Genomic DNA, 23,956 nt, shown 5'->3' with positions numbered 1-23,956 from the left:
GCTATTTTTCTTCCAGTCCCAGCTCAGCGGCAACGGTGACCACGTCGTTGGGGACCTTGACCGGCTTGACGTCGCTGCCGTCCTCGGTGCGCAGGGCCCACTGGGGGTCCTTGAGTCCGTGTCCGGTGACGGTGATGACGATGGTTTTCCCGCTGGGAACCTCGCCGGCCGCATGCTTCTTGAGCAGGCCCGCCACGCCGGCTGCGGAACCGGGCTCTACGAAGACCCCTTCCTTCGATGACAGCCAGCGGTGGGCGCTCAGGATCTCTTCGTCGGTGACGGCGTCGATGAGCCCGCCGGACTCATCACGTGCACCAACTGCGCCGTCCCAGGAAGCGGGGTTTCCGATCCGGATGGCGGTGGCGATGGTGTCCGGCTCGGTGATCGGATGGCCGGCCACGAAGGGCGCGGCGCCGGCAGCCTGGAAGCCCCACATTGCGGGCGTCCTGGTGGACACGGCGGGCAGGGTGCCGGCCGTGTCCGACTCGAACGGCGCGGAGTACTCCTTATAGCCCTTCCAGTAGGCGGTGATGTTGCCCGCATTGCCGACCGGCAGGACGTGGATGTCCGGAGCGTCTCCCAGGGCGTCGACTACTTCGAACGCGCCGGTCTTCTGGCCCTGGATGCGGGCAGGATTGACGGAGTTAACGAGGAAGACGGGGTAGGACTCCCCCAGCTTGCGGGCGATGTCCAGGCAGTTGTCGAAGTTGCCGTCCACCTGCAGCAGCGTTGCGCCGTGGGCGATGGCCTGGCTGAGCTTGCCCATGGAGATCTTGCCTTCAGGGACCAGGACGGCGCACTTCAGGCCCGCGGCGGTTGCGTACGCGGCTGCGGAAGCGGAAGTGTTTCCGGTGGACGCGCAGACCACGGCCTTGGCGCCGGAGGCGACTGCCGCCGTCATGGCCATGGTCATGCCGCGGTCCTTGAAGGACCCGGTGGGGTTCATGCCCTCGACCTTCAGGTAGACCTCGGAGCCGGTGAGTTCGGAGAGCTTCTGTGCGTGCACCAGCGGGGTGCCGCCCTCGCCCAGGGTGATCACCCTGGTGGACTCCGTCACGGGCAGGCGGTCAGCGTATTCGCGGATGACACCGCGCCATTGGTGAGCCACTTAGACTCCTTCTACCCGAAGAACGGATGTAACTGAATTGATGACGTCAAGGCCTTTGACGGCCTCGACGGTGGCTGCAAGGGCAGCCTCTGACGCGCGGTGGGTAACGATCCGCAGTTCCGCTGACTCCACATTTGATGCGGCGTCGCGGTGGATGGTCTGCCGCATGATTTCGATGGACACGCCGTGCTCGGCAAAGAGGTGGGCGATCCGTGCCAGCACGCCGGGCTGGTCGGCGACGTCCAGTCCGATGTAGTAGCTGGTGGTGGCAGCCTCGATGGGCAGCGCCGGGACGTGGCCGGTGGTGGTCTCGGTGCGCTGCGGTCCGCCCAGGACCAGGCGGCGTGCCGCCGAAACGAGGTCACCCATCACGGCGGACGCGGTGGGGGTGCCGCCGGCGCCCTGGCCGTAGAACATCAGCTCGCCGGCGTTTTCAGCCTCGATGAACACGGCGTTGAAGGCGCCCCGGACGGCGGCCAGCGGGTGTTCGCGCGGCAGGAGCGTGGGATGGACGCGGACGGATACGCCTTCCTTGCCCTCGGCATCGGTGAGTTTCTCCGCGATGGCCAGCAGCTTGATCACAAAGCCGGCGTCCTTTGCCGCGGCAATGTCCGACGCAGTGACGGACGAAATGCCCTCGCAGTGGACGTTTTCCAGCGCGAACCGGGTGTGGAATGACAGCGACGCCAGGATGGCGGCCTTTGCCGCGGCGTCGTGCCCTTCGACGTCGGCGGTGGGGTCCGCTTCTGCGTAGCCGAGCCGCTGGGCTTCGGCGAGGGCGTCCGCGAACTGGGCGCCGGTGCTGTCCATCTGGTCAAGGATGAAGTTCGTGGTGCCGTTGACGATGCCCAGCACCCGGGTGATCCGGTCGCCGGAAAGGCTGTCACGGATGGGGCGGAGGATGGGGATGGCTCCGGCCACGGCGGCCTCGTAGGAGAGCTGGACGCCGGCCTTGTCTGCCTCTTCGTAGAGGGTTGGACCGTCCTGGGCAAGGAGGGCCTTGTTGCCGGTGACCACGCAGGCGCCATTGCGCAGCGCGGCGAGGATCAGCGTGCGGGCCGGCTCGATGCCACCCATCAGTTCAATCACCAAGTCCGCGTCCTTGACCAGGGTCTCGGCGTCTGTGGTGAAGAGTTCCTGCGGCAGTTCGACGTCGCGGTGGGCGTTGACGTTGCGCACGGCGATGCCGCTGAGCTGCAGGCGTGCCCCGGCACGGGCGGCAAGGGCGTCGGCGTCCTCGAGCAGGATCCGCGCAACCTGGGCCCCAACGTTGCCACAGCCCAGCAGGGCTACTTTCAGCGTTCGCAATTCCGTCATTCAGGCTCCCATGTCGCGGCTCAGCAAATCTTCTTCGGTTTCCCCGCGGACAATCAGCCGGGCAGATCCGTCGCGCACCGCGACAACGCCCGGCCGGGCCAGATAGTTGTAGTTGCTCGAGAGGGCCCAGCAGTAGGCGCCGGTTCCCGGGACAGCGAGCAGATCACCGGCTGCCACGTCCACGGGCAGATATACATCTCTAACAACTATGTCGCCGCTCTCGCAATGTTTGCCCACTACGCGGGACAGCTGCGGGGCGGCGGTGGAGGTGCGCGACGCCAGGACAGCCGAATAATCCGCGTCGTACAGCACCGGGCGGGCGTTGTCGCTCATGCCGCCGTCCACCGAAACATACCGGCGCGGATACGTAACGTTGTTGCCTCCGTCACCACCGGACGCAGCCGGAGCATCAACGCGGACGGTCTTGAGCGTGCCTACCTCGTACAGGGTGAAGGTGGTGCTGCCCACGATGGCACGGCCGGGTTCGATGGAGATGCGCGGCGCGTCGATGCCCAGCTCGGCGCAGGTGGAACGCACGACGGCGGCCATCGCCGTCGCGATTTCCGCTGCGGGGCGCGGGGTGTCCACGGGGGTGTAGGCAATGCCGTAGCCACCGCCGAGGTCCAGCTCCGGCAAGGTGATGGAATATTTTTCCTGCATGGCGGCCAGGAAGCGCAGGAGCTTCTCTGCGGCCAGCGCGAAGCCGTCCGGCTCGAAGATCTGGGAGCCGATGTGGCAGTGCAGGCCCAGCAGTTCGATGCCGGGATGGGCGGCTGCCGCTGCCACCGCTTCTTCGGCAGCGGAGACGCCCGCCTCGTCCGTTGTGTCGGCCGCCATGGAGAGGCCGAACTTCTGGTCCTCATGCGCCGTGGCAATGAATTCGTGCGTGTGCGCGTGGACGCCGGGGGTCAGCCGCAGCATGACTTTCGCCTCCACGCCGCGCGCCTGGGCAATGGCTCCGACGCGCGCGAGTTCGTCCAGGCTGTCCACCACGATCCGGCCAAGTCCCATGTCCAGCGCGCGGTTCAGTTCAGCGTCGGACTTGTTGTTGCCGTGCAGCGCCACCCGCTCCCCCGGCATGCCGGCGCGCGCTGCTACGGCAAGCTCCCCGCCCGATGCGGTGTCAAGGCGCAGCCCTTCCTCTTCCACCCACTTCACCACTGCGGTGCAGAGGAAGGATTTACCGGCGTAGTAGACGTCAACGCCGCCGCAAATATCGGCGAAGGCTGCGTCGAAGGAGTCCTTGAAGGCGCGGGCACGGGCACGGAAGTCGGCTTCGCTCATGACGAAAAGCGGGGTGCCGTACTGCCGCTGCAACTCGCTGACGGGAACACCATCGATGCTGAGTTCGCCCTCCCCGTTGCGCGCGACGTCCTTGGCCCACATCGGTTCGTGGAGCTTGTTCAGGTCATCCGGAACGGCGAGCCACTCCGGGGCAAGCGGGGAACCCTGTGCTGCTGTGTTCGTCATCGGTCCTACATCCGTTCTGGAGCCGAAACGCCCAGCAGGTCCAGGCCATTGGCCAGTACCTGGCTGGTGGCGTCGTTGAGCCAAAGCCGGGTGCGGTTGAGGTCGGTGACGGGTTCTTCACCCATCGGGGCGATCCGGCAGGCGTCGTACCAGCGGTGGTAGGCCCCCGCGATGGCTTCGAGGTGCCGTGCCACGCGGTGCGGTTCGCGCAGTTCCGCCGCCTTGGCCACGATGGAGGGGTAACTGCCCAGGTAGGACAGCAGCTCGTTTTCCGTGGCGTGGTCCAGCAGCGAGGCCTCGAAGCTGTCCCGGCCGTCCACCTGGCGTTCCACACCGGCGGCCACCGCGTTGCGCGCGGCACCACGGGAACGGGCATGGGCGTACTGCACGTAGAACACGGGGTTCTCGTTGCTGTGCTTCTTCAGCAGTTCAGGATCGAGGGTCAGCGGAGAGTCGGCCGGGAAGCGGGCCAGGGAATACCGGACGGCATCCTTGCCCAGCCACTCAATCAGGTCCTTGAGCTCGATGATGTTGCCCGCGCGCTTGGACAGTTTGGCTCCGTTGACGGAGACCAGCTGGCCGATCAGGACCTCGATGTTCACCTCGGGGTCGTCACCTGCGGCGGCGGCGATCGCCTTGAGCCGGTTGATGTAGCCGTGGTGGTCGGCGCCGAGCAGGTAGATCTTCTCCGTGAAACCGCGGTCCTTCTTGGACAGGTAGTAGGCCGCGTCTGCGGCAAAGTAGGTGGGTTCGCCGTTGGCCCGGATCATCACCCGGTCCTTGTCGTCGCCAAAGTCCGTGGTCCGAAGCCAGACAGCACCGCCGTCGTCGAACACGTGGCCCTGTTCGCGCAGGCGTGCCACGGCACTTTCGATGGCGCCGGCGTCGTGCAGTTCCTGCTCGGAGAAGAAGACGTCGAACTCCACGCCGAACTCCGCCAGCGTGGCTTTGATGTCCTTCATCTGGGCCTCGTACGCGGCAGCGCGGATGACCGGCAGTGCGGCCACTTCCGTCAGCTCGCGGATGTCCGGATGCGCCGAGAGGACCTCGTGGCCCAGGTCCGCGATGTACTGTCCCGGGTAACCGCCATCGGGCACGGGACGGCCGTGCAGGCGGGAGTATACGGAGGTGGCGAAGGTGTTCATCTGCGATCCGGCGTCGTTGATGTAGTACTCGGCCGTCACGTCGGCGCCCGAGGCGCGCAGCACGCGGGCAATGGAATCACCCAACGCGGCCCACCGGGTATGGCCGATGTGCAGCGGACCGGTGGGATTTGCGGAAACGAACTCCATGTTGACCGTGTGCCCGCTGAGCGCTGTGTTGGTGCCGTAAGTCCGGCCGGCCTCGACGATGGCCTTCGACAGGGCACCGGCTGCAGCGGCGTCCACGGTGATGTTCAGGAAGCCCGGGCCCGCGATGTCGACGGCCGAGACGCCATCGATGGACTTCAGCCGGGTGCTGAGGATGCTCGCGAATTCGCGGGGATTGGTGCCTGCCTGCTTGGCCAGCTGCAGGGCGATGTTGGTTGCCCAGTCGCCGTGGTCCCGGTTCTTGGGCCGTTCCACACGCACCTCAGCCGGAATGGCTGATTCCGCAAGGGCAATATCGCCGGCGGCAACGGCGTCCTTGAGGCAGGCGGATATGGCGAGGGAAAGTTCTTCGGGAGTCACCCCTCTAGCGTACCGGGGGCCAGTGACAGCAAAGAATTCGACCCGTAGCCCCGGCACCCGCCCTAACCGACCCACGGTCCGCCACGCAAAGGGAAGTGCCAGTGCGCAACCGGCCCGCGCGGACTCCTTTTCGGGCTGCAACGGCCTGTTCCCCTCACCCCTCCGACGGGTCCGGGCAGCGGTTTTCCCTTGCGGGCCACCTTCCTGCTAAGCTCTAGGACGTCCCGCCGGGAACGGCAGGATATCCGGATTGCCCTCGTAGCTCAGGGGATAGAGCGTCTGCCTCCGGAGCAGAAGGCCGTAGGTTCGAATCCTACCGAGGGCACACACAATCCCCGCCGCTTCAGTGAAGCGGCGGGGATTTTTCGCTTCCAGGGAACTCAGAAGCGCAGGGCCGCCTCGTCAAGGGTGGCCAGGGTGAGCACAGCTTCCTCTACGGTCTCGTGCTCCTCCAGCTCGCGCTCGATCCGGCGCAGGACCACAGCGACCTCGTGCTCCGGGTGGTCCCCCTCCAAATCCACTGCCGCCACGAGGTACAGCTTGCGGGGGCCGACAAATTCCAAGTGCAGGTACGTCAGCCGGGCAATCTCGGGATGCTCCAGCACACGCCGGGCCATGGAACGTTCAATGTCCGGCGTCACGCCCTGCCCCACCAGGAAGCGCCTGTTGCGGTCGATGAGGACGACAGCGACGATGGCCAGCAGAACGCCAACCGTGATCGATCCAATGGCGTCCGGGAGCGGGGATCCCGTCACCTGGTGCAGGAACACACCCACGAACGCCACGACGAGGCCGATCAGCGCAGCCGCATCCTCGGCGAAGACTGCGCGGAGCGTGGGATCGGAGCTGATGAGGACCTGCTCCAGCGTATGCCGTTCCAGCTCGTGGGCCGCTTTCCGGGTCTGCCGGAAAGCCTGGATGAAGGAAATCCCTTCAAAGACGAAGGCAACGCCCAGGACCACGTAGGCGATCGTGAAATCCGCCGCGGGCTCCGGTGCGATGATCTGCTGGATGCCATGCATGATGGACACCACTGCGCCCGCGGTGAAGAGTCCGAAGGCGGCGAACATGGACCACACATAGGCTTCCCGGCCGTAGCCCATCGGGTGGCTCCTGTCCCGGGGCCGGGCAGACCGGCGCTCGGCAAAGAACAGGAACACCTGGTTGCCGGTGTCCGCCCAGGAGTGCGCCGCTTCCGCCGCCATCGAGGCCGAACCTGAAAGGACAGCAGCCACCGACTTCGCCCCCGCCACGAGGGTATTGGCCACGAACGCGATGATGACCGTCAGGAGGGTGGAGCTGGACTTGGTGCTCTTTTCGGTTTCAGCCATGCGCTAACCGTACCCACCTGCACCGGCTCCAGCGCCCGGCTGGCCGTTGGTTTCGCCGAAGCGGCCTGCCGTTTGATTGTCAGTGCCTGCTCCTAGGTTGGGAACACCTAGCTGAGGGAGTACGCCATGCACGTTCAGTTCTGTTCAATTGTTCCCCCGTACCTGCTGCGCAGGCTCGCGCAGCAGGATGCGCCGGGATACTCTGCCGCGGCCACCGCCGCCAGGAAGGCCCTGGGCCATGTGGAATCATTCCACGCGGCGCGGGCCCAGGCGGCGTCCGCGCCAACCCCCGCGCTGCGCCACGAGAAGCCCGGCCCGGTGAACCGGACCATCTATGACGCGGAAGGTTCCGAGGTCCTCCCCGGCACCCCGGTCCGGAAGGAAGGCGGTGCGGCCACTACGGATGCCGCCGCCGACGAAGCCTATGACGGACTGGGACACACCCACCGGTTTTATGCTGAGGTGTTTGACCGGAACTCCGTGGACGATTCCGGACTCAGGCTCGATGCCACAGTGCATTTTGGCCAGCTCTATGACAACGCGTTCTGGAACGGCAGCCAAATGGTCTTCGGCGATGGTGACGGGGATGTCTTCGAGCGGTTCACCAGGTCCATCAGCGTCATCGGCCACGAACTGGCCCACGGTGTCACCCAATATTCGGCGGGGCTTGCCTACAGGAACCAGGCCGGAGCCCTGAACGAGTCCATGTCCGACGTATTCGGCGCGCTCGTCGATCAGTACGCGAAGAACCAGACCGCGGCCCAGGCCACCTGGCTCATCGGGGAAGGCCTCTTCACCCCGCAGGTTCAGGGCCTCGCCCTGCGGTCCATGAAGGCGCCGGGAACCGCGTACGACGACGACGTTCTGGGCAAGGACCCGCAGCCGGACTCCATGGATGGCTACGTCCGGACCAGTGCGGACAATGGCGGGGTCCACATCAATTCCGGCATTCCCAACCGGGCCTTCTACCTCGTTGCAGAGGCCCTGGGCGGCAACGCCTGGGAATCCCCCGGCCGCATCTGGTACGAAACCCTTACTAACGGGTCACTGCCCCCGGCCGCCACCTTCAGCGTCTTTGCCCGTGCCACAATCCGCACTGCCGCTAACCTCTTCGGCCCGGAGTCCACCGGGCATGATGCGGTGCGGGGCGCGTGGGAAACTGTGAAGGTCAAGGTTTAACCGCTGTCCTGTGGCCCGTTACTGCGCCCCGGGGCCATATGGAAGCCCAGGAACCCGGCCATGAAGATCAAGGTGGAGCGCACAGGCGGAACCGCCGCCGTGCCCAGGGTGTGGACGGTGGATGCACGGACCGACGCCGCCCTCAGCCAGTGGCAGCCCCTCGTCGAGGCCTGCCCGTGGGATGCAGTTCCCCGCACACCACGGGCAGTCGCCGCTGCCCTCGAAGCCCCGCAGCCGGACCGCTTTATCTACTCAATCACCGCCGGGCAGCGCAGGGCAGCCCTGCCGGAACAGGCCATCACCGGGCCGTGGCGCGTCCTGGTTGACAGTGCCCGGGCCGCGGCAGAGGAAACGGCCGCTGTGCTCCCTCCCGGCACGAACACCGGCCCCACCTCCTGAGTCCTGCTGCAGGAGGACAAGTACTGGGACAGGAGCCGAACCAAGGGCCGTTCATGACGGCAGTAGACTGTCAGCAGCCATGACTTTTCATATCTCCTATCCCGCCGAGCTGCCGGTTTCCGAGCGCCGCGAGGACCTGATGGCCGCCATCGCCGCCAACCAGGTGACCATCATCGCCGGCGAAACCGGCTCCGGGAAGACCACGCAAATCCCCAAGATGTGCCTGGAACTGGGCCTGGGGGACAAGGGACTGATCGGGCACACGCAGCCCAGGCGGCTGGCGGCCAGGACCGTTGCGGAACGCATTGCGGAAGAACTTGGCGTGGAAATCGGCCAGGAGGTGGGCTTCCAGGTCCGTTTCACCGGCGAGGTGGGCAAGTCGACCAAGGTCAAGCTGATGACCGACGGCATCCTGCTGGCCGAGATCCAGCGGGACAAGCTGCTGCGCAAGTACAGCGCCATCATCATTGACGAGGCGCATGAACGAAGCCTCAACATCGACTTCATTCTTGGCTACCTGAAGCGGATCCTCCCCCAGCGGCCTGATTTGAAGGTCATCATCACCTCGGCCACCATCGACCCCGAACGGTTCGCCAACCATTTCGGCACCCCGGAGAACCCGGCGCCCATCATTGAGGTCTCCGGCAGGACGTATCCCGTCGAAATCCGTTACCGTCCCCTGAGCCAGCCGGTCACCGACGAGGAAGACGCCTCGGACGATGAACTCGAAGAGGACCGCGATCCGCTGGATGCCGTGTGCGATGCGGTGGACGAGCTGGCGGCTGAGGCACCCGGCGACATCCTGGTGTTCTTCTCCGGCGAGCGCGAAATCCGCGATGCTGCAGATGCCCTGCAGTCCCGCATCCAGTCCAACCGGAGACTGGCCAACACCGAAATACTCCCCCTCTTCGCCCGACTGAGCCTGCAGGAGCAGCACAAGGTCTTCCATCCCGGCAACAAGCGGCGGATCGTGCTGGCCACCAACGTGGCGGAAACGTCGCTGACCGTGCCCGGAATCAAGTACGTCATCGACACCGGCACGGCCCGCATTTCCCGGTACTCGCACCGCACCAAAGTCCAGCGCCTGCCCATCGAGCGCGTCTCGCAGGCGTCGGCCAACCAGCGTTCGGGCCGCTGCGGGCGCGTATCTGACGGCATCGCCATCCGGTTGTACTCCGAGGAGGACTTCGAGTCCCGGCCCCGGTTCACGGACCCTGAAATCCTTCGCACCAACCTGGCCGCCGTCATCCTCCAGATGACGGCGATGGGCGTGGCTAAAGGCCCCAAGGACGTAGAGGACTTCCCCTTCGTCGAACCGCCGGAAACCCGGGCGATTAACGACGGTGTCACCCTCCTGCGTGAGCTCGGCGCCCTCGCTCCCCCACGCGTGCAGGGCAACGGCGGCAAGGCAGGTGCAGCCGAGGGCCGCGGAGCGCCGAAGGGCGGCGGCCTCACCGCTGTCGGACAGAAACTCGCACAGTTGCCCGTGGATCCCCGCCTGGGCCGGATGATCGTGGAAGCGGGGAAACGCGGCTGTGTCCGGGAAGTCATGGTCCTGGCAGCTGCGCTGACCATCCAGGATCCGCGCGAACGCCCCACCGACAAGCAGCAGCTCGCCGCGGAAAAGCACAACCGCTTCCGGGACGAGAACTCTGACTTCACCGGCTACCTCAATCTTTGGAACTACCTGCAGGAGAAGCAGCAGGAGCTGTCGTCCTCTGCCTTCCGCCGGTTGTGCCGCGCCGAATTCATCAACTACCTGCGCGTCCGCGAATGGCAGGACCTGTTTACCCAACTGCGCCAGCTCGCCCGGCCGCTGGGAATCACCCTGGACAACAAACGCCTGGCTGACCCGGTGGGTAACCATGACGGCATCCACATCAGCCTGCTCTCGGGTTTGCTGAGCCACATCGGCATCCTGGACGAGCGCAAGCGTGAATATGCCGGCGCCCGTGGCACCCGCTTCGCGATCTTCCCCGGGTCGGCGCTCTTCAAGAAGTCCCCCACCTTCGTCATGGCGGCGGAGCTGGTGGAAACCAGCAGGCTGTGGGCCCGGGTTGCGGCGAAGTTCGACCCCCTGTGGGCGGAACAAGTGGCACCGGACCTGGTCAAGCGCAGCTACAGCGAACCGCACTGGTCCAGCCGGCAGGGAGCCGTCATGGCTTACGAAAAAGTCACCCTTTACGGCGTCCCGATCATTGCGCAGCGGCGGATCAACTACGGCCGGGTGGACCCGGCCGTCGCCCGCGAGCTCTTCATCAGGCACGCCCTGGTCGAAGGTGACTGGCGCACGCACCATAAATTCTTCCAGCGCAACCGGGCCCTCCTGAATGAGGTGGAGGAACTTGAGGCCCGCATGCGCCGCCGCGACCTGCTTGTGGATGATGAAACACTGTTCGAGTTCTACGATGCCAGGATCGGACCCGATGTTATTTCCGAACGGCATTTCGACAAGTGGTGGAAGGATGCCCGCAGGGAGAACCCGGACCTCCTGGATTACGACAAGTCACTGCTCCTCAGTGACGACGCCGATGACCTGGACGATTCGGCCTATCCGAAGACCTGGCTCCACAAGGGCTTCGAGCTTCCACTGACGTACGAGTTCCATCCGGTGGCTCCGGGCTCGGCCCCAGACCCCTCTGACGGCGTCACGGCCGAAGTGCCGGTCCTGTTCCTCAACCAGCTCGACGACGCCCCGTTCCGCTGGTTGATTCCGGGGCAGCGGGTGGACCTGGTGACAGCCCTGATCAAGTCACTGCCCAAGCAGGTCCGGAAGAACTTCGTTCCCGCCCCTGATGTCGCCCGCCAGGCGGTGGCGGCCCTTGAAGCGGACTTCGACCCGGAAACGGATGACCTGGAACCGTCGCTGGAGCTGGTCCTGCGGCGGATCCGCGGGGCCATCGTCCCGCCGGGATCCTGGAACTGGGACGCGGTCCCCCCGCACCTGCGGATGAGCTTCAAGGTAGTGGACAGCAAGGGCAAGGTCCTGGGCGAGGGCAAGGACCTGGTGGAGCTCCAGGAGCGGCTTGCCCCAGCCACCCGGCGCGCCATCGCCGAATCGCTCGGCGCCACCCCTGCCTCCGCCGCTCCCGGCGGCCGGGGCAAGGCGGCCGGTGGGAACGGGAAGGAGCAGGGCGGAAGTGGCAGAACGTCCGACGCCGGTCCCCAGCGACGTCAGCAGGCCACTGGGGTCCCGGGTGTCCAGGCCGGGGCAGGGTTCGTGGAGCGGGACGGCCTGACGGAGTGGAGCTTCGGCAGCATCGAACGCCAGGTGAGCAGCATGGTCAAAGGCCACACCGTGACCGGTTACCCGGCTTTGGTGGACCAGGGCACGTCAGTGTCGCTGCGCGTGTTCCAGACGGCTGGAGAGCAGCTGGACGCGATGCGCGGCGGCGTGATCCGGCTGCTGGCCCTGCGTGTTCCGGCGCCCGACCGCTACGTCCTGGAGCACCTGAGCAACACGGAGAAGCTGACCTTCAGCCAGAACCCACACGGTTCAGTGTCCGCCCTGATCGCCGACTGCGCCCTGGCCGCCATCGACAAGCTCACGCCCGCGGAGCTTCCCTGGGACCGGCAGGCCTTTGACCAGCTCTACGAGCTGGTGCGCGCCGAACTTATCGACACCGTCTTCTCAGTCACAGCCACAGTGGAGCGCATCCTCGCCAGTACGCGCCGGATCGAAAAGCAGCTCAAGGGCACCACCAGCCTGGCCTTGATCAGCGCACTGAACGACATCAAGAGCCAGCTGGAACAACTGGTCTACCCGGGCTTTGTAGCACGCACGGGCTACGCCCAGCTCAGCCAGCTGCCGCGGTACCTTGCGGCGATCGAGAAGCGGCTGGACCGGCTGCCCGGCAACGTGCAGCGCGATGCCCTGAACATGGCGGTGATCCAGGGCCTGGAAGACGACTACGACGATGCGGTCTCGGCACTCCTGCCGGGACGTCGCGCTGGACGGGAGTTAACCCAAGTGCGCTGGATGATCGAGGAACTTCGGGTGAGCCTGTTCGCCGTCGAACTCGGGACCGCCTACTCCGTATCCGAGAAGCGCATCCGCACGGTGCTCAACAAGGCACTCGCCCCCGCCTAGCAGCGGCACCCCTACGAGAGGAATCGAATGAAGCTCACGCTTGCCCAGGGCCCGGCAGGGACAGAAATCGCAGGGCTCGGCCACGCCCAGCCGGTGCGGGTCATGGACAACCATGAACTCGAAGGCATGATGGACACGAGCGACGAGTGGATCCGCCAACGCACCGGGATTGTCACCAGGCGCATTGTTGCCGAGGGCGAGACCGTGGTGGACCTTGCGGTTCCCGCTGCCCGGATGGCCCTGGCTGACTCGGGAGTCGGCGCGGCGGACATCGACCTTGTGGTGGTGGCCACCACCACCGCGGCCGAACGCTCGCCGAATACGGCCGGCCGCATCGCTGCCGCTCTTGGACTCGGGCGGGACGGCCGCGGTCCAGCCATTATGGACGTCAACACAGCATGCTCCGGCTTCGAATACGCCCTGGGCGTGGCCGACCAGGCAATCCGGACCGGAAGCGCAACCCACGCCATCGTCGTGGGAGCCGAGACGCTCTCCACCGTCACTGACTGGACGGACCGCGCCACGGCCGTCCTTACCGCCGACGGCGCGGGCGCCGCCGTCGTGCGTCCCTCCGAAACACCCCGGATTGGACCCGTGGTCTGGGGCTCGGAGCGCGGCATGGCTGACGCTGTCACCATCTCCCCACCCTTGGGCAGGTTCTCGCAGAACGGCCGTGAAGTGCTGCGCTGGGCGCTGACCAGGGCCCCCGAGCGGGCCCGCGAGGTGGTGGCGCGCGCGGGACTGGAACTGGACGACATCCAGGTCCTGGCCGCTCACCAGGCCAACCTTCGCATCATCGAACCACTCGCGGAGGCTCTGGGCCTGACGGACCGCATCGTCATCACGGACGTCACGGAGTCGGGCAACACTTCTGCCGCAAGCGTGCCGCTCGGGTTGAGCAAATGGTGGCACTCCGGCAGGATCCCCGCCGATGTTCCCGCGCTGCTTTTCGGCTTCGGCGGCGGGTTCACGTACGCGGGCATGGTGGCGATGACGCCCCGCAGGAACTGACCCTTCGTACGCGGCCCCTGCCACGCCCGCCGCATACGCGCCGGGCGTGGCACTGGTTCATTCGGCCGGAACGAATTCCCCGTAGCCGGCTGCGCGGAGCCCGGCACGCAGCTTTTCCGCGTTGGCGTCCAGGACCGCCGGGTCCGGGTTCTGGTCGGCAGAGCCAAAATCGAAGTCGGCCATACTGCGTGACGGCCACACGTGGACATGCAGGTGGTTGACCTCATAGCCCGCCACGATCAGACCGGCACGGCGTGCCCCGAAGAGGTCCACCTGCACCGCGCCGATGCGGCGTGCCACCTCCATGACACGGGCCAGAGTCTCCGGTGCGGCGTCCGTCCACCGGTCCACTTCCTCGGTGGGCACCACGAGGGTGTGGCCGTCAGCGAGCGGCCCGGTGGTCAGGAACGCCGACACATCGTCCTCGCGCCAAACGAACCGGCCTGGAATCTCGCCCCTCAGGATCCTGGTGAACAGCGTGCTCATGCGTCTGCCTCCTCGGCTGCTGCCTGCAGCGTGCTGGTGTCCAGCACGAACCGGTACTTTACGTCTCCAGCGACCATCCGGTCGTAGGCTTCATTCAGCTGTCCGGCCGACACCATCTCGATATCGGCCACAACCCCGTGCTCAGCGCAGAAGTCGAGCATTTCCTGGGTTTCTGCGATGCCCCCAATGAGCGATCCCGCATAGGCAATCCTCCGCCGGATCAGGGCCCCGGGATTGACGGGCGGCATCGCCTCCGAGGGCAGGCCGAGCTGGAACAGTGCCCCGTCCACGCGCAGGGTGCGGAAGAAGGGGTTCAGGTCGTGCGGGGCTGCCACGGTGTCGATAATGAGGTCGATGGTGCGGTTTGCGCCCTCCATGGCGGCCTCATCGCGGGACAGGACAACCTCGTCGGCCCCCAGTTCCAGCGCCGCGGCTACCTTCGATTCCGAAGTGGTGAACACCACCACCCTTGCACCCATGGCCTTGGCCAGCTTGACGGCCATGTGGCCCAGTCCCCCCAGGCCGACCACGCCCACCACGTCGCCTTCCTCCACGTCGAAGTGCCGCAGTGGAGAGAACGTGGTGACGCCGGCACACAGCAGGGGCGCGACGGCGGCCGGGTCCAGTGAGTCGGGCACGTGGAGGACATAGCGCCGGTCCACCACGATGGACGACGAATAGCCCCCCTGCGTGACCGCGTCGCCGTTCCTGCGGTCCTTGGCACCGTACGTGCCGGTCATGCCCCGTTCGCAGTATTGCTCCAGGCCGTCCAGGCAGCTGTCGCACTCGCGGCAGGAATCGACCATGCAGCCCACGCCCACCCGCTCGCCCACGGCGAAATCGGTAACGTCCGCTCCAACCCTGGTGACCGTTCCGACGATTTCGTGGCCCGGCACCAGGGGGTAGACCTGCCCGCCCCACTCCCCGCGCGTAGCATGCACATCGGAGTGGCACAGCCCGCAGAATTCGATGGCGATCTCGACGTCGTCCGGTTTGGGAGCCCGCCGGGCCACAGTCAGCGGCACCAGCCCGCTGTCTCCGGACACGGCGCCGTAGGCGGCGGCGAGCTGTCCGGCTGCACCACCAGTGGGCGCAGCGTCAGGGGCAGGGGCTATGGGTCGGGCGAGGGGCGGTGGTACGGGGCGTCCTGGTGTCATACTGCGACGCTACCCCCGCCTCCTGCCGACTTGCCAACCGGCGCAACAGACTGCCCGGCATCGGCGCCACCGTCCCCAGGTTCCGGACCGGTGGCAACAGGGAGATCAGGACGGTTGGACCACTCTGAAAATGAGCCCGGGTACAGCGTGGCCTGGAACCCGGCGAGTTCCAACGCGGCCACCTCGTGCGCCGCAGTGACGCCGGAGCCGCAGTAGACCGCCACCGGACAGCCTTCCCGGACGCCCAGGGATTCGAACCTCCGCCGCAGCTCCGCCGGCGGCAGGAACCGTCCGTCGGCGTCCACGTTCCCCGTGGTGGGGGCGCTCACTGCTCCGGGAATGTGGCCGGCACGCGGATCAACCGGCTCAATCTCACCCCGGTACCTCTCCCCTGCCCTCGCGTCGAGCAGCAGGCCGCTGCGCGCCCAGCCGGCGGCAGCACCGGCGTCGGCCGCGGGCATCTGTCCACTGCCCAACGTCACGTCTCCGGGGACAGGATGGACGGCGCCCGGCTCAACCGGCAGGCCCGCGGCACGCCAGGCGGCCAGGCCGCCATCGAGCAGGTACACCTCCGCCAGTCCGGCGTCGCGCAGCATCCACCACACCCTGGCCGCCGCCATGTTGGCACTGTCGTCATAGGCCACCACGGCATCGCCGTTCCTGACGCCCCACCGCCGGGCCGACTCCTGGAACTGCGCCGGCGACGGCAACGGGTGGCGCCCCCGGTCCGGGACCGACGGATCCGAAAGCTCGGTGGCCAGGTCCACGAACACCGCCCCCGGCAGGTGGCCGGCAAGATAGTGGTCGTGCCCGTGCGGGTCGCCCAGCGCCCACCGCACATCCAGCAGCACCGTCCGCTGCCCGGCGGCAAGCCGGGCTTCAAGGTCCTGGACGTCCATCAACGGGTTCATCGCGCTCCTTACAGGTTCCTACAGCCGACGGGACCCACTCTAGACGGACTGTTGCCACGGGTAGGCTGGTTCGGTGACGATCAAGGGCAACCCCGGCAAAGGCAGCAGCGGAACGGACCGGGGCTGGGCCGACCGTGCCATCCGCACCATCACGGCGGAAAACAACCGCTCTGCAGACACCCACCTCTACTCGGTGCCGCTGCCGGAGCACTGGGGCATCGAGCTCTACCTCAAGGATGAATCCAGGCACCGCTCGGGCAGCCTGAAGCACCGGCTGGCCAGGTCCCTGTTCCTGTTCGGCCTGGTGAACGGATGGATCCGGGAGGACACCACCATCGTTGAAGCGTCCAGTGGCAGCACTGCGGTCTCGGAGGCGTACTTCGCCCAACTGCTGGGGCTTCCCTTCGTCGCCGTCATGGCGCGCACCACCAGCCCGGAGAAAATTGCGCTGATTGAACAGTTCGGCGGCTCGTGCCTGCTGGTGGAAAACGCCTCTGACGTTTATGCCGTAGCCGAGGAAACAGCAGCAACGTGCAACGGGCATTACATGGACCAGTTCACGTACGCGGAACGGGCTACGGACTGGCGCGGCAACAACAACATCGCGGAATCAATTTTCGGCCAGCTCAGCCTCGAGCCGCACCCGGTGCCGGACTGGATCGTGGTGGGGGCCGGCACCGGGGGAACCAGCGCCACGATCGGCCGCTACCTGCGCTACCACTCCCACCCCACCCGGTTGCTGGTGGTGGACCCGGAGAACTCCGCCTTCTACCCGGGCTGGCTGGGCGAAGCAGCCGGGAAACCCACCGGCCTGCCCTCCCGGATCGAAGGCATCGGCCGGGCCCGGATGGAGCCCAGTTTCATTCCCACGGTGATCGACAGAATGGTCCAGGTACCCGATGCCGCCTCGATCGCCGCGATGCGGCACCTGCATTCCTACGCCGGCCTGCACGCCGGGCCCTCCACCGGCACAAACCTGTGGGGAGTCTGGCAGGCAATTGCCGGAATGCTCGCGGAAGGGCGCCGGGGCAGCATCGTTTCCCTGATGTGCGACGGCGGGGAACGCTACGCGGGCACCTACTGGAACCGGGAGTGGCTGGCTGCCCAGCGGCTGGATCCTGCGCCGTATGAAGCAGTTATTGCCCGGTTCCTGGACACCGGGGAATGGACGGCCTAAACCTCCACTGATTCGCGGGAGGCCAGGTGCCGGTACTCCGTGCCGTACTTGGCGCCAATCCGCTTCACGTGGCCTTCAACGATGCCCAGGCCGTTGTCGTTGAGCAGCCCGTCGTGAATCTGGAACGCCCGCGGCGCCCGCACGCCGATGACGAAATCCACCACCTCCGCGGATTTGCTCCACGGTGCGTGCAGTGGCACCAGCAGCGTCTGGACCGTGATGCCGTCCGGGATGATGAATGAGTCCCCCGGGTGGTACACGTTGTTGTCCACCAGGAAACCGATGTTGGCCACCACGGGAATCTGGGGGTGGATCAGGGCGTGCTGGCCGCCAAAGCTGCGGATATCGAATCCTGCGGCCTGGAAAGTCGATCCGGGTTCCACGGCGTGGATACGGTCCGCGGCGGCCGGGGCCTCCCCGCGCAACTGCCCGGCCACCCCCTCTGGGGCGTACAGCACCAGGTCCTTGTCATCCTGGAGGGCCTTCACCACAGCGGGGGTGTCAAGATGGTCTGCGTGTTCGTGGGTTACCAGGACGGCCTGGGCCCCAGCGAGCGCCTCAGCCGATTCGGAGAACGTGCCGGGATCAAGGACCAGGACCCCGCCTTCCTTCTCGAGCCGGACACAGGCGTGGGTGTATTTGGTCAGCTTCATAGCGCCAGCCTAGGGTCCGCCGCGGAAGCCTGTCCACGATGCTCCGGCTGGTAATCTTGATGTCTGCCCCCCACGGAAGCGAGTTCGTCCATGCCGATCGGCGTCAAGGCTGATTCCGCCGCCCCACCACCGGCAGGAGCTGGCAAGGAACAGCGCGTCACCAAACAGCGCAAGGCCGTCAGCGCAGCCCTGGACGATCTGGATGACTTCGTCAGCACCCAGGAGCTCTACCGCATACTGCAGAACCAGGGCGTCTCCGTTTCCCTCGCCACTGCCTACCGGATCCTGCAGTCACTCGCCGATGAGGGCCTGGTGGATGTGCTGCGCAACGGTGACGGTGAGGCAGTGTACCGGCGCTGTGCGGTGACCGGGCACCACCACCACCTGTTGTGCAGGAACTGCGGCAAGGCAGTGGAGGTTGAGGCACCCGCCGTGGAAACGTGGGCCGTGCGCACTGCAGCGGAGCACGGGTTCACGGAGGTGGACCACACCGTGGAGATCTTTGGCCTGTGCCCCGACTGCACCGCGCTTAAGGCTTCCGGGAAGCTGTAAGGACGCGTCCGTTCATCCCCCGGGCAGACCGCACCGACCCGATGACCCGGCACACCACGTAGATCAGGAATGACAACGTGGTCACGTAGGGGCTGATGGGTATCCGTCCGCCCAGCGCCAGCAGGATTCCGCCCACCGTTGCGCTGACCGCGAAGACGACACTCAGGACCACTGCTGCGACCGGCGAGGACGTGACACGCAGGGCCGCGGCTGCCGGAGTGATCAGCAGGGCGAGTACCAGCAGGGCGCCCACCACTTGGATGGACAGCGCCACGCTGACGCCGAGCACGATCATGAACACCACCGCGAGGGTGCGGACCGGCACTCCCCTGGCCTCGGCAAGGTCGGGGTCCACGCTGGCAAAGTTCAGGGGGCGCCATATTGCCAGCAATACAAGCATGATGACGACGGCGGTGCCGGCCAGTGCCTGCAGCTGGACCGTGTCCACCGACACGATCTGCCCGGTCAGCAGGCCAAACTTGTTGGCGGCGCGGCCTTGGTACAGCGACAGGAAAAGGATTCCAAGGCCCAGGCCGAAGGGCATGATGACACCGATGATGGAGTTCTTGTCCCGCGCCCGTACCCCCATAACGCCCAGCAGCAGGGCAGCGGCCACCGACCCGATCAGCGAGCCAAACACCACGTCCGCGCCGACCAGCAGGGCGAAAGCCGCCCCGGCGAAGGACAATTCGGAGATGCCGTGGACCGCGAAGGCAAGGTCCCGCTTCATCACGAACGTTCCCACCAGGCCGCCAAGGAGGCCAAGGATGGCGCCGGCCCAGATGGAGTTCTGGACCAGGACCAGCAGTTCGCCGTAGTTGTCGAAGTTGAAGATGGCGCCAAGAATGCTGTCCACGTCCATCAGGCCACCTCCCCCGCCAGCGAATCGGCTCCGTGGTGGTGCGTTGTGGCGTCGGGCAGCCCGACGACGACGATCCGGCCGTTGGCGTGGATGACCTCCACGTTGCTGCCGTAGAGGTCCGAGAGCACTTCAGTGGTCATGACCTCGTCCGGCGTCCCCACACGGAAACGTCCCCCCGCCAGGTAGAGCACCCGGTCCACATATTCGATGATCGGGTTAATTTCGTGGGTGACGAATACTACGGCGGTGTCGTGTTCGCGGCTTTGCTGATGGATGAGGGCGCTGACTGCCTGCTGGTGGTGCAGGTCGAGGGACAGCAGCGGCTCGTCGCAGAGCAGGACCTGCGGGCCCGTGGCCAGGGCCTGCGCCACGCGGAGGCGCTGCTGCTCTCCGCCGGAGAGCTGGCCCACCGGGACCTTGGCGTAGTCGGAAGCTCCCACCATCTCCAGCAGCTGGTCCACTTTTCGGTTGGTTCTACCGGGTTGCAGTCTGATTCCCCACCGGTGGCCGTCCACTCCCAGGGCCACCAGGTCGCGTGCACGCATGGGGGTGTCCGGCGGGAAGGACTTCTGCTGGGGTATGTAGCCGATCAGGCTGCTGCCGCGTTCCACCGGACGACCGCCCAGCTCCGCCTGTCCTGAATGCAGTTTCTGCAGGCCAAGCAGGACCTTCAGGAAGCTTGTCTTTCCGCTGCCGTTGGGGCCGAGCACGGCGAAGAACTCTCCGGGCCTGATGTCCAGGTCCAGGTCCTCCCAGAGCGTGCGCTGGCCGAACTTGAGGCACGCCCCTTTGAGGCTGACGACGGATTCCACCTATTTTGTCTCCAGAACCTTGCTGATGTTGTTCACATTGTCCGCCATCCACTGCAGGTAGGTCTTGCCTTCGGGCAGTGTCTCGGTGAAATCAACCACCGGCACACCCGCCCCTTCGGCCGCCTTCTTCAGGGCCTCCGTCTGCGGGCCTTCCGTTTGGGCGTTGTAGGCAAGGAAGCGCACCGCCCTGGATGCCACCAGATCCGTGGCCTCCTTCATGACTGCGGGCGGAACGTCGCTGCCTTCTTCAATGGCTGCCGTGTATTGCACGGGCGTTGCGTTCACCAGGCCCGCGTCCTGCAGCAGGTATAACGGGACGGGCTCCGTCACGGCCACCTTCCCGTTCGCCGCAGCAGCCTTGACCGCGTCCACCTTGGACTGCAGCCCGGCGAGGGAGGACTTGAATGATTCAGCGTTGGCTGAGAACGCAGCGGCAGAGCCGGGATCCAGCGCGGACAGCTTGGCCTCGATGCTGTCGGCCACCCGCTCCATGGCCGGCAGGCTGTACCAGACGTGCTCGTTGATGTCGCCGTGGTCGTGTGCGTCCGCCGTGCCGGTCGCCGACGGCCCGGCCCCGGATTCCGCAGGATGGGCAAGCCCCGAGATGTCGACGGCGGTCAGCACCGAAGCATTGCCAGGCTTGCTGCTTTCCACCAGGGTGTGAAGAAAGCCGTCGTAGCCGCCGCCGTTTTCGATGATGAGCTGCGCCTTGGAAACGGCCAGCCGGTCCTGGGCGCTCGCCTCGTAGGAGTGCGGATCCTGGGCGGCATTGTTAATAATCGCGGTGACCTTGACCTTGTCTCCGCCAATGGTTCTGGCGATGTCGCCATAAACGTTGGTGGAAGCCACGACGTTGATTCCCTGCACCGCCTCCTGGGTCTGCGAAGACTGGGAGCCGCAGCCAGTCAGCAGAAGGCCAAAACCTGCAAGGGCGGCAAGGAAAGAGCTGGCAGCGGCTGGACGGCGCACGGAAGACCTCAGTTCACAGATGGGGTGGCAACATCACCAGCCTATACCTAAATGCGAATGATTCCTATTTAGCTTCCAGGCGTCCGGGGACGCGGGCCTTGGCATGGCAACGCCCCTCCCCTCCGGGAGGGGCGTACCGCTGTCAGCCGCCGTTGGATTGGCCCAGGCGCCGGATGCCCGTCGCCTGGGTTGCGTCCCGGATCTCACCGACCAACTGTTCGATCACGTCCTCAAGGAAGAGGACGCCCCGGGTATTGCCGTCCGGGCCGATGACCCGGGCAAGGTGGGAACCGGTCCGCTGCATCACCGACATGGCCTTCTCGATCTCGTCCCCCAAAGCCAGGTTGGCCAGTGACCGTACCCTGGCCTCGGCAATGGGCAGGCCATAGGCAGACTCGGGGATGGACAACACGTCCTTGACGTGGAGGTAGCCGTACAGCAGGTCCTCATCGTCCAGCATGGGGAACCGGGAGAAACCGGTCCGGCTGACGGCTTTTTCGAACTCCACCGGGGTAGTGGAAGCCGGCAGCATGACCAGGTTTTCCAGCGGCACCATGATGTCCTCCGCCGTGTGCTCCGAGAACTCGAGCGCGCCGGTGATGAGGCCCGCGTCGTCGTCCACCAGGCCATGGCGGGTGGACTCCTGCACGATCGACTGCACTTCCTCCAGGGTGAAGGAGGATGTCACCTCGTCCTTCGGCTCAATCCGCACCAACTTCAGCATGTGGTTGGCGGTCCAGTTGAGGACAGAGATGACGGGATGGACCAGCCGGGAGATGAACAGCAGCGGCGGCGCCAGGAACAGCGCCGCTTTGTCCGCCACGGACACCGAGATGTTCTTGGGCACCATCTCGCCGAACGTGACATGCAGGAAGGTCACCAGCATCAACGCCACGGCGAAGGCGGCTACGTCCGCCGCTTCCGCGGGCAGGCCCACCGTCTCGATGGGGCCGGCGAGGAGGTGGTGTATCGCCGGTTCCGCCACCAGCAGGATCAGCAGTGAGCAGACGGTGATGCCCAACTGCGCACAGGCCAGCATCAGGGAGACGTTCTCCATGGCACGCAGGGTGGTCTGGGCTCGCTTGGACCCCGTGTCGGCCAGTGGCTCAATCTGGCTGCGGCGTGCGGACATGATGGCAAATTCGGCAGCGACGAAAAAGGCGTTGCCGAGCAGGAGGAAGCCCAGCCAAAGTATTCCGGCCCAGTCGCTCATGGCCTGCTCCTGTCATCGGCGTCATGCTTGGCCGGTTCTTCCGAGGGGTGGAAGCAGATGCGGTCGATCCTTCGGCCGTCCATCCTGGTGACGATGAGGGTCCCGCCGTTCACCGGGACGGTATCGCCCACCACCGCAATCCTGCCGAGTTTGCTCATGACGTAGCCGCCCACTGTTTCGTAGGCCGCCTCGTCCGGGACGGTCAACCCAGGGATCTGCTCGGACAGCTCATCCGGCCGAAGGAGGCCGGGAAAGTACCAGTCACCGGAAGCACTTTGCAGGAGTCCGGGACGGACCCGATCGTGTTCGTCCGCCACCTCGCCCACAATCTCCTCCACCAGGTCCTCAAGGGTGGCAATGCCGGCGGTTCCGCCGTATTCGTCCAGCACCACGGCCAGCTGCAGGTTTCCCTCCCGGAGCTCCGCCAGCAGCGCATCAAGGTGGATGGTCTCGGGCACGCGCAGGACCTCGGTCATGATGGCGCCCGCCTCGAGGTTTTGCCGGCGTTCCGAGGGAACAGCAACGGCCTTTTTGACGTGCACCAGCCCCCGGATGTCATCGGCGGACTCGCCAATGACGGGGAACCGCGAATACCCGGTCCTGCGTGCCGCATCCACCACATCCGACACCGGCTGGTCCGCGTCAATCGTCTCCAGTCTGATACGGGGCGTCATCACGTCAGCCGCGGTCCGCGTGGAAAAGTTCAACGTCCGGGCGATGAAGTTGGCGGTCCCGGCGTCGAGGGTTCCCATTGCGGCGGACCTGCGTACCAGCGAGGCAAGCTCCGCAGGCGTGCGTGCACCGGAAATCTCCTCTTTGGCTTCCACCCCGAAGACGTTCAGGATTCTGTTGGAAAACCCGTTGAGGAGCAGGATAGCGGGCTTGAAGATGGTGGTGAACACCAGCTGCGGGCCGGCCAGCGCCCGGCCCACCGGGAACGCAAGCGCAATGGCCATGTTCTTGGGCACCAGTTCGCCGAGGAGCATGGACAACAGTGTTGCCACCACCATCGCCAGGATCAGCGAGACGGACTGCACCGCCACGTCGGGAAGTCCGACGGCGGCCAGCGGCACTTCGAGCAGGTGGCCCACGGACGGTTCCATGACATAACCGGTGAGCAAGGTGGTCAGGGTAATGCCGAGCTGGCAGCTGGACAGCTGCGTGGACAGGGACTTAAGGCAGGCCAGCAAAGGCACTGCGCGGGTGTCGCCGTCGTCAATTGCACGCTGGACGGTGGGCTGGTCCAGGGCGATGAGGGAGAACTCGACGGCCACGAAGAACCCGGTGCCGGCGATCAGCAGCAGGCCTGCTGCGAGGAGAAGCCACTCCATTCAACATCCCGCCTGGGATATTGAGGATGACCGGATGCCGGTCATCTGGAAGGGGGAAAAGCTGTTTCGTCCCGGCGGAGGATGGTCGGCAGATGCCGATGCCTGGCCCGTGCGGGCTGCGGCAAGCTGGGCCGTTGGCTGGTGATGGGCGCGTTGTCGGGGTTTGCCGGCTCTGGGGGCGGACTGCGCGGCGCTTCTCTTGGAGCTCCGCTGACAGCGCCCAGGCCGGCACCTAGATTTACTGTCCATAAGAATTTC

Annotated in this window: 20 protein-coding genes and 1 tRNA gene; 7 read left to right on the top strand and 14 right to left on the bottom strand. The window is 66.0% G+C overall.

The genetic code is table 11. From position 1 onward, the window contains the following. Position 1: 1 nt before the first annotated feature. From thrC to argS, 4 genes are read right to left on the bottom strand one after another with little or no spacing between them, the layout of a single operon-like run. The gene (thrC, locus tag J2X98_RS12660) at positions 2-1,108 is read right to left on the bottom strand and encodes a threonine synthase (protein ID WP_141942107.1); all 1,107 of its coding nucleotides are present in this window, start codon (positions 1,106-1,108) and stop codon (positions 2-4) included. Further along, positions 1,109-2,425, bottom strand: coding sequence for a homoserine dehydrogenase (locus J2X98_RS12655; RefSeq protein WP_141942109.1), 1,317 nt, complete (start codon positions 2,423-2,425; stop codon positions 1,109-1,111). It lies immediately after the preceding gene. Beyond that, positions 2,426-3,895, bottom strand: a complete 1,470-nt coding sequence (gene lysA, locus J2X98_RS12650) for a diaminopimelate decarboxylase (RefSeq protein WP_307308617.1) — start codon at positions 3,893-3,895, stop codon at positions 2,426-2,428. 5 nt (positions 3,896-3,900) lie between these two features. Beyond that, on the bottom strand, positions 3,901-5,565 hold the full coding sequence (argS, locus tag J2X98_RS12645) for an arginine--tRNA ligase (protein ID WP_307308614.1): 1,665 nt from the start codon (positions 5,563-5,565) through the stop codon (positions 3,901-3,903). A 252-nt stretch (positions 5,566-5,817) separates the two neighbouring features. Between argS and J2X98_RS12640 the strand changes: the two genes are divergently transcribed. Further along, a tRNA-Arg gene (locus tag J2X98_RS12640) sits at positions 5,818-5,890 on the top strand. Positions 5,891-5,945: 55 nt separating this feature from the next. Here J2X98_RS12640 and J2X98_RS12635 read toward each other — a convergent pair. Beyond that, the gene (locus J2X98_RS12635) at positions 5,946-6,896 is read right to left on the bottom strand and encodes a cation diffusion facilitator family transporter (RefSeq protein WP_307308611.1); all 951 of its coding nucleotides are present in this window, start codon (positions 6,894-6,896) and stop codon (positions 5,946-5,948) included. 126 nt (positions 6,897-7,022) lie between these two features. Between J2X98_RS12635 and J2X98_RS12630 the strand changes: the two genes are divergently transcribed. The 4 genes from J2X98_RS12630 (at position 7,023) to J2X98_RS12615 (ending at position 13,575) form a co-directional block, all read left to right on the top strand. Beyond that, entirely contained in the window at positions 7,023-8,075 is a 1,053-nt protein-coding gene (locus J2X98_RS12630; RefSeq protein ID WP_307308609.1) for a M4 family metallopeptidase, read from the top strand. Between the two features lie 60 nt (positions 8,076-8,135). Then, positions 8,136-8,474 (top strand): protealysin inhibitor emfourin, encoded by a 339-nt coding sequence (locus J2X98_RS12625; RefSeq protein WP_307308606.1) that lies wholly within the window; start codon positions 8,136-8,138, stop codon positions 8,472-8,474. Positions 8,475-8,553: 79 nt separating this feature from the next. Further along, positions 8,554-12,564: an ATP-dependent RNA helicase HrpA gene (hrpA, locus tag J2X98_RS12620; protein WP_307308603.1), complete on the top strand. Its 4,011-nt coding sequence runs from the start codon at positions 8,554-8,556 to the stop codon at positions 12,562-12,564. A gap of 27 nt (positions 12,565-12,591) precedes the next feature. Further along, the gene (locus tag J2X98_RS12615; RefSeq protein ID WP_141942124.1) at positions 12,592-13,575 is read left to right on the top strand and encodes a beta-ketoacyl-ACP synthase III; all 984 of its coding nucleotides are present in this window, start codon (positions 12,592-12,594) and stop codon (positions 13,573-13,575) included. Positions 13,576-13,632: 57 nt separating this feature from the next. Here the strand turns inward: J2X98_RS12615 and J2X98_RS12610 are convergent, their stop codons facing one another. From J2X98_RS12610 to J2X98_RS12600, 3 genes are read right to left on the bottom strand one after another with little or no spacing between them, the layout of a single operon-like run. Then, the gene (locus J2X98_RS12610; RefSeq protein WP_141942126.1) at positions 13,633-14,061 is read right to left on the bottom strand and encodes an HIT family protein; all 429 of its coding nucleotides are present in this window, start codon (positions 14,059-14,061) and stop codon (positions 13,633-13,635) included. Beyond that, complete coding sequence (locus J2X98_RS12605; protein WP_307308600.1) at positions 14,058-15,218, bottom strand: NAD(P)-dependent alcohol dehydrogenase; 1,161 nt, start codon at positions 15,216-15,218, stop codon at positions 14,058-14,060. The genes J2X98_RS12610 and J2X98_RS12605 overlap by 4 nt, the downstream gene beginning before the upstream one ends. After that, positions 15,215-16,129: a sulfurtransferase gene (locus tag J2X98_RS12600; RefSeq protein WP_141942130.1), complete on the bottom strand. Its 915-nt coding sequence runs from the start codon at positions 16,127-16,129 to the stop codon at positions 15,215-15,217. Before J2X98_RS12600 ends, J2X98_RS12605 begins: the two co-directional genes overlap by 4 nt. Positions 16,130-16,202: 73 nt before the next feature. On the opposite strand from J2X98_RS12600, the gene J2X98_RS12595 reads away from it, so the two are divergent. Further along, a complete protein-coding gene (locus J2X98_RS12595; protein WP_141942132.1) occupies positions 16,203-17,306 on the top strand; it encodes a PLP-dependent cysteine synthase family protein in 1,104 nt (367 codons plus the stop codon). Here the strand turns inward: J2X98_RS12595 and J2X98_RS12590 are convergent. After that, positions 17,303-17,959: an MBL fold metallo-hydrolase gene (locus J2X98_RS12590; RefSeq protein ID WP_307308595.1), complete on the bottom strand. Its 657-nt coding sequence runs from the start codon at positions 17,957-17,959 to the stop codon at positions 17,303-17,305. The two genes, J2X98_RS12595 and J2X98_RS12590, sit on opposite strands and share 4 nt — an antisense overlap. Before the next feature lie 90 nt (positions 17,960-18,049). On the opposite strand from J2X98_RS12590, the gene J2X98_RS12585 reads away from it, so the two are divergent. Beyond that, on the top strand, positions 18,050-18,511 hold the full coding sequence (locus tag J2X98_RS12585) for a Fur family transcriptional regulator (protein WP_141942136.1): 462 nt from the start codon (positions 18,050-18,052) through the stop codon (positions 18,509-18,511). Here J2X98_RS12585 and J2X98_RS12580 read toward each other — a convergent pair. From J2X98_RS12580 to J2X98_RS12560, 5 genes are all read right to left on the bottom strand, one after another. After that, positions 18,489-19,373: a metal ABC transporter permease gene (locus tag J2X98_RS12580; protein ID WP_307308590.1), complete on the bottom strand. Its 885-nt coding sequence runs from the start codon at positions 19,371-19,373 to the stop codon at positions 18,489-18,491. The two genes, J2X98_RS12585 and J2X98_RS12580, sit on opposite strands and share 23 nt — an antisense overlap. Then, on the bottom strand, positions 19,373-20,185 hold the full coding sequence (locus J2X98_RS12575; RefSeq protein ID WP_141942141.1) for a metal ABC transporter ATP-binding protein: 813 nt from the start codon (positions 20,183-20,185) through the stop codon (positions 19,373-19,375). Before J2X98_RS12575 ends, J2X98_RS12580 begins: the two co-directional genes overlap by 1 nt. After that, complete coding sequence (locus tag J2X98_RS12570) at positions 20,186-21,154, bottom strand: metal ABC transporter solute-binding protein, Zn/Mn family (RefSeq protein ID WP_307308588.1); 969 nt, start codon at positions 21,152-21,154, stop codon at positions 20,186-20,188. Positions 21,155-21,296: 142 nt separating this feature from the next. Then, entirely contained in the window at positions 21,297-22,367 is a 1,071-nt protein-coding gene (locus J2X98_RS12565) for a hemolysin family protein (protein WP_307308585.1), read from the bottom strand. Further along, complete coding sequence (locus tag J2X98_RS12560) at positions 22,364-23,698, bottom strand: hemolysin family protein (RefSeq protein WP_307308583.1); 1,335 nt, start codon at positions 23,696-23,698, stop codon at positions 22,364-22,366. Before J2X98_RS12560 ends, J2X98_RS12565 begins: the two co-directional genes overlap by 4 nt. Between the last annotated feature and the right edge of the window lie 258 nt (positions 23,699-23,956).

The organism is Pseudarthrobacter enclensis (genome assembly GCF_030811655.1).
In the GTDB taxonomy this organism is placed as follows: domain Bacteria; phylum Actinomycetota; class Actinomycetes; order Actinomycetales; family Micrococcaceae; genus Arthrobacter; species Arthrobacter enclensis_A.
The sequence above is the reverse complement of the archived record's forward strand: the minus strand, read 5'-3'. Positions and strand labels throughout refer to the sequence as shown.